This window comes from Kitasatospora humi, assembly GCF_020907985.1.
In the GTDB taxonomy this organism is placed as follows: domain Bacteria; phylum Actinomycetota; class Actinomycetes; order Streptomycetales; family Streptomycetaceae; genus Kitasatospora; species Kitasatospora humi.
The window spans coordinates 1-10,249 of sequence record NZ_JAJJPA010000099.1 but is presented as its reverse complement, the minus strand read 5'-3'; the positions used below and the strand labels follow the sequence as shown (position 1 = coordinate 10,249).

Below are 10,249 nucleotides of genomic sequence, written 5' to 3'. Positions count from 1 at the left end.
CTAGGGCCCTTGCCTACCGTGAGGCCACGCACCTCACGCTTTCTGGCCTCACGCTCTGCCGACACGCCCCGACGCGGAAGCGGTATGTAATCGGTCACCCCCGCTTCTGTAGCTGCTCGAACTTCATGTCATATAAGATCGATAGTCACTACGCCGACACTCGTGGGGCGTTGGCGAATCGGGGGAGGACACATGTCTGGGTTCAAGACTCCACCGCTGGATGACTTCCAGGCTTACGCGAACCTGGTAGCCAAGCAGGGTGACCACCTGGGGCGGCTCGTGCAGTGGAGCGGTAAAGAGTGCGCCAAGACAGACGGTCTGAGCGACGGGCCGCTTCTCGCCCCGCTGGCTGGGGTCGTTACTGATGCGTCGAACTACTTCAACGGGAAGCTGTCTCAATGCCAGCGAGGCATGGGCGTCATCGGCGGCAAGATCCAGCGCACCAGCGACGACTACCGCACAGTCGACACGCAGGCTGCCCAGGACCTGCAATCCATTTACCCAACGCCGTACTCCGGCTTCCCTGACATCTCCTCGCTGCCTGGCGGCTCCTACATCGGAGACTTCACCGACAAGGATGTCGCTGACGACATCAAGAATGAGCCGGCAGCAGAAGAAGGCGATGGGCCCACGCACCTCAGTCTTGTTTCTATCATCCTCAAGGCGAGAGAGTATAAAAACCACCGGGATGTGCTGATTGCGGACACCGTATTCACGTTCATCAACGGCTCGAGCATCGAGGATCTCCTATTCAAGCCACTGGCCGGCGACTGGGGTCAGTTGCACTACCTCCGCGGTGCATATGACAGTCTCGGCGATGGCTGTTACACAGTCGCCGGGACTCTGCGTAAAGGTTCCTGGAAGCTCGGCAGCGAGTGGCAGGGGCAGGCTGCTACGGCCTTCGACTCCTATCTCTTCCAGTGGACCATGGGCATGGGTGGGATCGGCGACGCGGCCAAAGTGGTCGCCAAGGCTTACCAGGACGCGCAGAAGACCATCGCCGCCCTCGCCCATATGGCACTCAATGGCATCGACAGTCTGATCAGGGGAGCCATCAAGAAGCTTGCTACGAAGGCGGCGGCGACAGGCGAGGGCGATGCTGTGATCGAGGGTGTCGGGCTCGGCCCGGAGGATCCCGTGGCGGATGTCATCGCGGCCGGCTTCACAGGTTTCATGGCGTACCAGCTCTACGATCTCGTCAGTGAGGTCGCAAGCGATATCGAGAACATCTCGAAGTACTACGACCAGATGAAGGATGCCTTGAAAACTCTCCAGGGCGACGTCCACAAGGTGATAGACGAATTGACCGGGCCCACGGACATCAGCGGCATGGTCGGCAGCCTGATCGACCAGGAGGAGCAGCGCGGCTTTGATTTTGAGAAGAACGGCGGCTGGTCACCGGCGGCCGGGGCTTCTCGTATAGCAATGCTACCGGCAGCGTGAGCGTTCAAGCTGCGTGGCATGTTGCAATGGAAGGAACGCCCTGGACGGACACAGAGGAGGGCTGAACATGGCTGTGGGCGGTAGGCGGACGGGTGGCAAGCGGTGATCCACACACTTACCGACTTCACCATGTCCAGCGAGTACAGACCGGATCTGACGGCCTTCACCATTCGCGAGAAGAGCCGATCCATACCGGTCGCGGTCATGCGCAAGAACAGCTACTACAAGAGCCGTCACCCTTTCGAGGTGTACACCGGCCCCCGATTGGACGAACTCGTGGGCTACGTACAACCCACGGGGGCCTGGTCGGCCGCTCGCGTACAGCTCGGCGAGCTCGAGTACCGTGAGGCGTTCTTCATCAGGAACGACAAACGGTTCCTCACCCAGCCCGGTCTGGGAACGCTCCGCGGACGTCCAGTGGGGTTGAGTCGACTGACCGAGCAGCCCATGGTGAGGAGTCTCAGTGGGTCCGCCGGGCTGGCCGGCTTGCTCTTCGGTACCCATATCCGTTTCCAGTCCAGGCAGTCGGCCGGCTTCGAGCTGAAGTACAGTGCCCGTCCGAAGGAAAGGTTCAGCGTTCGGATCCACGACCAGCGGGTCAACCGGCTCCTGGTGTTCTCCTGTGTCGCGGACCTGCTCGGGCTCAGCATCGCGCCCCACCGGTTGGTCGTCGACGCCGCCAACCTTTTCCGCCGCGCGTGAGCCCGGCGGGAGACGGCGCAGGCATGAAGCGAGCTGACTGTTTGCCATGAGGCGAGTCTGCTGGGCCCGGAAACTGATGCACAGCATCTGCTCGGCAGCAACCGGGACACCCAGGCCACCAACACCCCTGACACCGCCTCTGATCTGCCCAGATGACCTCAGCGACCACCCTGCCCGTAATTCGGGACGAAGTGGCCGTGAGTTCAAATCCCGCCACCCCGACCCAGTAGGACCAGCTCAGGGCCGGTCGCCCGCGAGGGGGACCGACCCTGACTGGTTTTCAGGGCGTTCCTCGGGGAGACCGTCCGGCGCCCGCCCCGCCGGTTGAGGTGCCCTCAGGTGGTGAGCGGGTGGCGGATGCGCCAGGTGGCGAGGGCGGCGAGCAGGGCGGCCAGGGTGGTGAAGAGGGCGGTCTCGACGTACTGGAAGGTCCAGTAGCGGGCGGCCGGCTGCTCGGAGATGTCCACGTGCAGGTTGCCCTTGGCCAGGCAGGCCGCGAGTTCGGCGTAGGAGCTGTGGTCCATGCAGTCCTGGAACCAGGCGGCGTGGCCCGCCGGGTGGCCGCTGGGGTCGAGCATCGGTGTGGTGTTCACCACCCATGGGCCGCCCGGGACCCGGAGGCCGTCGATGTCGCCGTAGGTGCCGATCTTCGTGAGGTGGCCGATCAGGTCGGCGGTGAGCGGCACCGAGGTGCGGACGGGCGTCTCGTAGTGCGGGCGGACCACGGCCGGGACGGTGATCTGGAGCACCGTGAAGACCAGCAGGGTGGCGGCCATGGCGGGCACGGTGCGGCGGCAGAACAGGCCCAGGGTGGTGCCGAGCACGAAGGCGAAGGCGGTGTAGCCGAGCGGGGCGGGGCCGTGGGCGGCGAAGACCACCGGCTCGAAGCGGTTGCCGAGGACGGCCGTGACCGGGCCGGTCGCCCAGCTCAGCAGCAGGCTGTAGAGGCCGGCGAGGGTCAGGCTCAGCAGGCCGACGACGCCGAGCTTGGCCGCCAGCCAGCGGCCCCGGGTCACGCTCTGGTTCCAGACCAGCCGGTGGGTGCCGTTCTCCAGTTCCCGGGCGACCAGCGGCGCGCCCCAGAAGGCCCCGAGGATCCCCGGCACCGCGAGCAGCAGGTAGCCGAGCAGTTCGGTGGGCAGGCGGTAGCGGTCGGCGAAGGCGCCGAGCAGAGCGCCGCAGGTGTCGTGGCCGGCGCAGTGGGCGAGCCGTCGGTGTGGGCGGCGTGGATCCGCCGGCCGAGCACGGTGAGGTAGCCGGCGAGCAGCAGCGCCGCTCCCAGGGCCACCAGCGCCTGGACGCGGAGCTGCCGCCAGGTCAGCCAGATCATCGGTGGGCCTCCGTGGGGAGTCGTTCGGCGCGGTCGAGGTAGGCGAGGGCCAGCTCTTCGAGGTCGAGCGCGTCGGCCCGCCAGGGACCGCCGGGCGGCAGCGGCCCGGGCAGCCGGACGACGGCGCCCCGGTCGGTACGGCTGATGGTCTCGGCCCCCGGCGGCAGCGCGGCCGGATCGCCGCCGATCCGGCAGTGGGTGGCGAGCAGCTCGGCCACCTCACCGGCGAGCTGGATCCGGGAGGCGGCCAGCACGATCAGGTAGTCGCAGACCCAGGCCACGTCGGGCAGGGCGTGCGAGGAGAGGATGGCGGCGGCGCCCAGTTCGCGGACCGACTCCATCAGGTGCTCCAGGAAGGCGTGCCGGGCCAGCGGGTCGAGGGCCGCGGCGGGCTCGTCGAAGATCAGCAGGTCGGGCCGTTTGGCCGCGGCGACGGCCAGGGCGAGTTGGGCGCGCTGGCCGCCCGAGAGCCGGCCGGCCCGCTGCCGCGGGTCCAGGTCGAGCCGGGCCAGCCGCCGTCGGGCGAGGTCCGCGTCCCAGCGCGGGTTGAGCCTGGCCCCCAGCTCGAGGTGGTCGGCCACCGACAGCTCGGCGTAGAGCGGGGCGCCCTGGGCGACGAAGCCGACCCTGGCCAGGTGGGCCGGGTCGGCGGCGGGCGCGGCGCCCAGCACCCGGATGCTGCCCGAGCTGGGCGCGGTCAGCCCGCAGGCCAGGTGCAGCAGCGTCGACTTGCCGGCGCCGTTGGCACCGACCAGTCCGATCACCCTCCCCGCCGGAACGGACAGGTCGCAGTCGGCGAGGGCGGTGCGGCGGCCGTACCGCTTGGTCAGCCCGGAGGTTTCCAGCACTGGTGTCATCGTCTGCTCCCCCCGGGCTCAGCCGCGGGAACGCCGGCTGGTGCGCCAGGCCCGGAGGAGCCGGTAGGCGCCGTAGCCGAGGGCGAGGAGGAACGCGACCTGGACGGTCAGCCAGGCGTACAGCAGCGGGCTGCGCTCGGTCTTCTCGGCCAGGGCGGAAGCCAGTGCCAGGGGTGTGGAGGATGCCATGAGGGTCAAGGGTGTGGAGGATGCCATGGGGTCGAGCCTGCTGGCCGGGCCGCGGGCGCCGCAGCGGCCGAAGGTACGGTCCTGGCCCCGCGGAGTCGTACTTTCGGCCGGTTCGGCGGCCCCCGCCGTCCCCTAGCGTGGGCGGGGTGAAGAGAACGGTGCGCACGGGGACGGCGGTCAACGCGGCGCTGGGGGTGCTGTTCGCGCTGGTGCTGGCGCTGATGGCCGCTCAGTACGCCGCCCAGGGCAGGGTCTGGGGCTTCGACGCCGCGATCGGCACGGTCGTCTGCCTGATCGCACTCGGCCGGCAACGCGGCCGGGGCCGGGCCGCCGCCCTGGGCCTGGTGGTCGCCGGTGCCGCCGCGATCACCGCGCGGCTGGCCCACCTGCCCGGTGAGCCGGGCCCCGCCGCCGTGCTGGGTCTGCTGGTGCTCGGCGGCTCAGCGATGCGGACGCTGCCCTGGCGGGCGGCGGTCGGCACCGCCCTCACGGGGCTGGCGCTGATGATCACCGGTCTGCTGACGACGGCGGCGAGCACCCCGTTCCGGGTCGGCGGCCAGGCCTGGGTGCTGGCCCTGGGCGCCGGGCTGGGGTTGCGCTTCCTGGACTACCGCCGCTGCGCCGCCGCCGACGCCGTGCGGCGGGAGGAGCGGCTGGCGCTGGCCCGGGAGCTGCACGACGTGGTCGCCCACCATGTCACCGGCATGGTGGTGCAGGCGCAGGCCGCACGGATCACGGCCCGCCGGCGGCCCGAGACCCTGGACGGCACCCTGGCGGGAATCGAGGAAGCCGGCGGCGAGGCGCTGGCCGCGATGCGCCGCGTCGTCGGCCTGCTGCGGGACACCGAGGACGCGGTCGGCACGGCGGTTCCGGCTCCCGGTCCCGAGCAACTGTCGGAGCTGGTGCGGCGGCTCGACGGCCACGGCCCCGAGGTGCGGCTGCGGCTGCCCGCCGGCCCACTCCCGACCTGGCCGCCCGAGGTGGCCGGCACGGTGCACCGGATCGTCCAGGAGTCGCTGACCAACATCGCCCGCCATGCCGCGCACGCCCGCTCGGCCACCGTCGACGTGGCCCAGGGCCCGGACGGCGTCACGGTCACCGTCACCGACGACGCGCCGGCCGGCCACTCCCGGCACCGGCAGCCGGGCGGGTTCGGCCTGATCGGCATGGCGGAACGCGTCGAGGCGCTCGGCGGCCGGCTGACCGCCGGGCCGCGCCCCGGTGGCGGCTGGTCGGTACTGGCCAGCCTGCCGGTCACGGCCCGGGAGCCGCGATGAGCATCCGGGTCCTGCTCGCCGACGACCAGGCGATGATCCGCTCCGGCCTGCGGTTGATCCTGGAGGACCAGGACGACGTCACGGTGGTGGGCGAGGCCGCCGACGGGGCGGAGGCGGTCGAGCTGGCCCGCCGACTGCGGCCGGACGTCTGCCTGGTCGACGTCCGGATGCCCCGGCTGGACGGCATCGAGGTGACCCGCGCCCTGGCGGGCCCCGGGGTGGCCGATCCGCTCCGGGTGGTGGTGGTCACCACCTTCGACCTCGACGAGTACGTGCACGGCGCGCTGCACGCCGGCGCCGTCGGTTTCGTGCTCAAGGGCGCCTCCCCGGCCCTGCTGGTCGAGGCGGTGCGCGCCGCGCACGCCGGGGACGCGCTGATCTCCCCGTCCGTCACCCTGCGGCTGCTCCGCCGGCTGGCCCCGGCCCGCGCCGCTGCCATCGCCGCGCCCGCCCGGCCGCTCTCCGCCCGCGAGGTCGAGGTGATCCGCTTCATCGCGCGCGGCCGCACCAACCACGAGATCGCCGCCGAGCTGTTCATCTCGCTCTCCACGGTCAAGAGCCACCTGACGGCCGTTCAGCAGAAGCTCGGCGTCCGCAACCGGGTGGAGATCGCCGCCTGGGCTTGGGAGGGCGGCCTGATGGGCGCGGGCGAGCCGTCCGGCTGAACCCCGCCGGCCGCACGGCGAGCGCGGCCGGGCGGCGACCTGACAGGGGATGCGGGAGTCCACCGGGAGGCCGGCGACCTGGTGGCCCGCTCGGCGGACGACGACGGCGCCCTGCCGTGGCTGAACGACCGCCCCGCGGCCGCCATGGAGTTCGCCGAGAACCACCTGCCGGCCCGGGACGGCACCGGCAACGAGATCAACGGCAACCGTCCTGAAGCTCGGCCTCGACCCGCAGTCGCGGCAGGCTGCGTGCGCGACGAGCCCACCAGGGTGCTGCCGGTCCGCCGGGCAGCACGGTCCTGTCGTCCCGTCAGAGCAGCGCGGCCAGTTCTCCCCGGGAGGCGATGCCCAGCTTGGGATACGCCTTGTAGAGGTGGTGGCCGATGGTGCGGGGGCTCAGGAAGAGCTGGGCGGCGATCTCCCGGTTGGAGAGTCCCCGTGCCGCGAGCCTGGCGATCTGCTCCTCCTGCGGAGTGAGCCCGGCCAGCGGCCCGACGGGCGCGGCCAGCGGCGCCGCCGAGCCCGCGGCGCCCAGCTCGGTCCGGGCCCGGTCCGCCCAAGGGGTGGCGCCGAGCCGCTCGAAGACCTCCAGGGCGGTGCGCAGCCGGGCTCGGGCCTCGGTCTTGCGCTTGCAGCGACGCAGCCACTCGCCGAACAGCAGGCTGGTGCGGGCGAGTTCGAACGGCCGGTCGGCGCCCTGGTGCAGCTCCAGGGCGGCCAGGTAGCCAGACTCGGCCAATTCGGCCGGGCCCAGCAGTGCTTGGCAGCGCAGCACCAGCGCCCTGGTCCAGGCCGGGGCGCCGATCCGGGTCGACCAGGCCGCGAACTCCTCGAACGCGGCTTCGGCCCGCTCCGGGGTGCCGAGCCGAACCGCCGCCTCGACCAGATCGGGCACCGTGCGGATCGACGAGACGTGGTGGCGGTACGACCCGGCGGTGTGCACCGCCAGCCGATCGACCGCCTCGGCGGCCCGGCCCTGCCCCAAGTCATGGACGGCCAGCGCCCATTGGCTCCAGGAGGTGCCGGCCGCCGGGGCACCCCAAGCGCTCACGGCCTCGCCCAGCGCTTCGGCGGTGCGGCTCATCACCAGCGCACCGTCGCCCCGCAAGGCCGCCAAGTAGGAATCGAGTGCGGCTAGTTGGCTGGTCCACTGGGCCTGTCCGAGGTCCCGGGCCAGGGTCAGCCCCTCGGCGACGGCCAATTCGGCATCCCGGTGGCGGCCGTGGAAGAGTTCGGCCTCGCCGCGGAAGAAGAGCAGGGTGGGCAGCAGACCGACCGCGCCGGCCGCGCGAGCCTCGTTGATCAACTCATCAGCCAGCAGGAAGGTTTCGGCGTCCCGACCGGCGATCAGCGCGGCTCCGGCGAGTTGAACCAGGTCACGCGGGCTGTCCGCGCCGGCCGCCCGCGCCGCCCGGGCGGCGGCCAGCAGCGGGGCCAACTCACCGCCGACCGAGCCCTGCGCAGCCGGCACCAGGGCCAACCCACCGCCGACCGAGCCCTGCGCAGCCGGCACCAGGGCCAACCCACCGCCGACCGAGGCCTGCGCGGCTTCGGGCGCGGCCTGGCCGAACGCCGGCCCGACCATCGCGAGCAGTTGCCCGACCAGCGGGCCGAGCCCGCCATCGGCCGGCAGTCGCAGCGCGGCAAGTCGGCGCAGCACCTCCCGGACGTGCTCATCACCGAGGTACCAGGCGGTGTGGAAGGCCTGCAGCAGGCCCCGGGCCGCGATCGCCCGGTCGATGTCGCGCCCCACCGCGGTGAGCAGCAGCCGGTGGGCCTCCGGGTAGTCACCGCGCCAGAAGGCGGCGGTGCCCCGGACCCACTCCAACACCGCCAGCACAAAGGGTTCTTCGGTGAGCTTGGCGGCCCGCTCGGCGAGGTCCTTGGCCCGCTGGGCTTGCGCGGCGTCCAGCGCGGCCTCGGCCGCCAGGGTCAGGCAGCGGGTCGCGCTCTCCCGGTCGGTGGCCAGCCGGGCGGCCCGCTCGAAGGCCGCCGCCGCCCCGGAGTGGCCGGCCCGGTCGGCGGCCCGATGGCCGGCCCGCTCCAACGCGGCGGACAACTCGGCGTCCTGGCCGGTGGTCGCCAGCGCCAGGTGCCAACTGCCGCGGTCTTCCTGACCGTTCGTTAACAGCACCGCACCCAGGGCCCGGTGGACGGCCAACTTCTCTTCCAGCTCGGCGACTTCGAGGATTGCGGTGCGCAGCAGCGGGTGCCGCAGTGCCAGCCGGCCGTCTCCGGGGGTGCGGCGGAGCAGGCCGGCCTGCTCCGCGGGCGGCAGGTCGGCGGCGCCGACGCCCAGGGCCTCGGCCGCCCTCAGCACGGTGGCCAGTTCACCCTGTTCCTCGGCGGCGGCCACCAGCAGCAGCGTCCTGGTCGGCACGGGCAGCCGAGCCACCTGGCCGAGGAAGGCGTCCCGCAGTCGGCCGGTGAGGGGCACCGGGCCCTCGCTGCCCAGTGGTCCGGCCGCTGCGGCGGCGGGCAGTTCGGTCAGGGCCAGCGGGTTGCCCCGGGCCTCGGCGAGCACCCGGTAGCGCAGACCGGCGTCGGCCGCCGAGCCCTCCGCGGTCCGCGTCCGGGCCGCCAGCAACTCGGCGGCCGCTGACGGGTCGAGCGGGCCCAACCGCAGCTCGGGCAGTCCGGGCGCGGTGAACTCCCCTTCGCCGTCCCGGGCCGCGAAGAGCAGCACCACGCCCTCGCGGTCCAGCCGGCGGGCCGTCAGCAGCAGGGCGTCGGCCGAGGAGCGGTCCAGCCACTGCGCGTCGTCCACCAGGCAGAGCAGCGGCGTCTCGGCGGCCAGTTCGGCGAGCAGGCCGAGCGTGCCGAGCGCGCTGAGCAGGCGGTCGCTCGACCCGCCGCCCTCGGCCAACCCGAACGCCGCCTCCAGCGCCCGCCGCTGCGGCGCGGGCAGCACCGGGAGCCGGTCCAGCGCCGGGTTCAGCAGCAACTGCAGTCCGGCGAACGGCAGGTCCGCCTCGTACTCCACCCCGGTCGCCCGGATCACCCGGAAGCCCTCGGCCCGCTCGGCCGCGTACTCCAGCAGCGCGCTCTTGCCGATCCCCGGCTCGCCGCGCAGCACCAGCACCCCACTGCGACCCTGCCGCGCCGCCACCAGCAGCGCATCGACGGATGCCTGCTCCCCCGCCCGTCCGTACAGCATGCCCGCAGCCTACCTATGGCTGACCGATTCGGCCGTCGCGCTTCTTGCCTAACGTCATGACCAGCAAGAACGAGCCGCAACAAGCCGACAGGAGAACCGAGATGAACGCCCTTCAGCAGCTGGCCGAGCAGTACATCGCCACCTGGAACGCCACCGCCCCGGCCGAGCGCCGCAAGCTGATCGACGCCTGCTGGGCCGCCGACGCGAGCTACACCGACCCGCTGGTGGAGGCCGCCGGGCGGGACGCGATCGACGCCACCATCGGCGCCGTCCAGGCCCAGTTCCCGGGCCTGGAGTTCAGCCTCGGCGAGGGCGGCGTGGACGCCCACCACCGGCAGGCCCGGTTCACCTGGAACCTCGGACCGGCCGGTGCCGACGCCCTGGTGGTCGGCTTCGACGTGCTGGTGGCCGACGAGGAGGGCCGGATCGCCTCGGTGCTCGGCTTCCTGGACAAGGTCCCGTCCGCCTGACCACCCCGCCCGGCGGGCGCCGGCGACCCCGGGCCGGCGCCCGCCTCCACCCCCACCGCGCGGCAAACCCCGCCCCGCCGCGCGGCCAGCCCCATCCCGCAGAAAGCACCCCACCCCCACCCCGTTCGGGAACGTCATCGGTGATGCCGAGCAGCTTCT

Annotated in this window: 9 protein-coding genes; 5 read left to right on the top strand and 4 right to left on the bottom strand. The window is 72.2% G+C overall.

What is annotated here, in order from left to right; translation table 11 throughout:
- The first annotated feature begins 192 nt into the window (after positions 1–192).
- Positions 193–1,443, top strand: coding sequence for a WXG100 family type VII secretion target (locus LN042_RS36080; protein ID WP_230055693.1), 1,251 nt, complete (start codon positions 193–195; stop codon positions 1,441–1,443).
- Positions 1,444–1,572: 129 nt separating this feature from the next.
- Positions 1,573–2,145, top strand: coding sequence for a hypothetical protein (locus tag LN042_RS36075; protein WP_230055692.1), 573 nt, complete (start codon positions 1,573–1,575; stop codon positions 2,143–2,145).
- 335 nt (positions 2,146–2,480) lie between these two features.
- Here the strand turns inward: LN042_RS36075 and LN042_RS36070 are convergent, their stop codons facing one another.
- Genes LN042_RS36070 through LN042_RS36060 form a run of 3 tightly spaced genes read right to left on the bottom strand, consistent with a single transcriptional unit; the run spans position 2,481 to position 4,521 of the window.
- Positions 2,481–3,461, bottom strand: a complete 981-nt coding sequence (locus LN042_RS36070; protein WP_504871040.1) for an ABC transporter permease — start codon at positions 3,459–3,461, stop codon at positions 2,481–2,483.
- A gap of 10 nt (positions 3,462–3,471) precedes the next feature.
- Positions 3,472–4,332 (bottom strand): ABC transporter ATP-binding protein, encoded by an 861-nt coding sequence (locus LN042_RS36065; protein WP_230055690.1) that lies wholly within the window; start codon positions 4,330–4,332, stop codon positions 3,472–3,474.
- 18 nt (positions 4,333–4,350) lie between these two features.
- Positions 4,351–4,521 carry a hypothetical protein gene (locus LN042_RS36060; protein WP_230055689.1) on the bottom strand — a complete coding sequence of 57 codons (171 nt, stop codon included), beginning with the start codon at positions 4,519–4,521 and terminating at the stop codon, positions 4,351–4,353.
- Between the two features lie 146 nt (positions 4,522–4,667).
- Between LN042_RS36060 and LN042_RS37080 the strand changes: the two genes are divergently transcribed.
- Entirely contained in the window at positions 4,668–5,798 is a 1,131-nt protein-coding gene (locus tag LN042_RS37080; RefSeq protein ID WP_230055688.1) for a sensor histidine kinase, read from the top strand.
- The gene (locus tag LN042_RS36050; RefSeq protein WP_230055687.1) at positions 5,795–6,463 is read left to right on the top strand and encodes a response regulator transcription factor; all 669 of its coding nucleotides are present in this window, start codon (positions 5,795–5,797) and stop codon (positions 6,461–6,463) included. The genes LN042_RS37080 and LN042_RS36050 overlap by 4 nt, the downstream gene beginning before the upstream one ends.
- A 310-nt stretch (positions 6,464–6,773) precedes the next feature.
- On the opposite strand, the gene LN042_RS36045 is transcribed toward LN042_RS36050, so the two are convergent.
- Positions 6,774–9,620, bottom strand: coding sequence for a helix-turn-helix transcriptional regulator (locus LN042_RS36045; protein WP_230055686.1), 2,847 nt, complete (start codon positions 9,618–9,620; stop codon positions 6,774–6,776).
- Between the two features lie 101 nt (positions 9,621–9,721).
- Between LN042_RS36045 and LN042_RS36040 the strand changes: the two genes are divergently transcribed.
- Positions 9,722–10,090, top strand: coding sequence for a nuclear transport factor 2 family protein (locus tag LN042_RS36040; protein WP_230055685.1), 369 nt, complete (start codon positions 9,722–9,724; stop codon positions 10,088–10,090).
- Positions 10,091–10,249 lie beyond the last annotated feature (159 nt).

Bases quoted from the DNA above. Each gene is read 5' to 3' on its own strand.
- LN042_RS36075 (WP_230055692.1), top strand. From the start codon at position 1,573: ATGTCCAGCGAGTACAGACCGGATCTGACGGCCTTCACCATTCGCGAG.
- LN042_RS36060 (WP_230055689.1), bottom strand. From the start codon at position 4,521: ATGGCATCCTCCACACCCCTGGCACTGGCTTCCGCCCTGGCCGAGAAG.
- LN042_RS36050 (WP_230055687.1), top strand. From the start codon at position 5,795: ATGAGCATCCGGGTCCTGCTCGCCGACGACCAGGCGATGATCCGCTCC.
- LN042_RS36040 (WP_230055685.1), top strand. From the start codon at position 9,722: ATGAACGCCCTTCAGCAGCTGGCCGAGCAGTACATCGCCACCTGGAAC.
- LN042_RS36080 (WP_230055693.1), top strand. From the start codon at position 193: ATGTCTGGGTTCAAGACTCCACCGCTGGATGACTTCCAGGCTTACGCG.
- LN042_RS36045 (WP_230055686.1), bottom strand. From the start codon at position 9,620: ATGCTGTACGGACGGGCGGGGGAGCAGGCATCCGTCGATGCGCTGCTG.
- LN042_RS36065 (WP_230055690.1), bottom strand. From the start codon at position 4,332: ATGACACCAGTGCTGGAAACCTCCGGGCTGACCAAGCGGTACGGCCGC.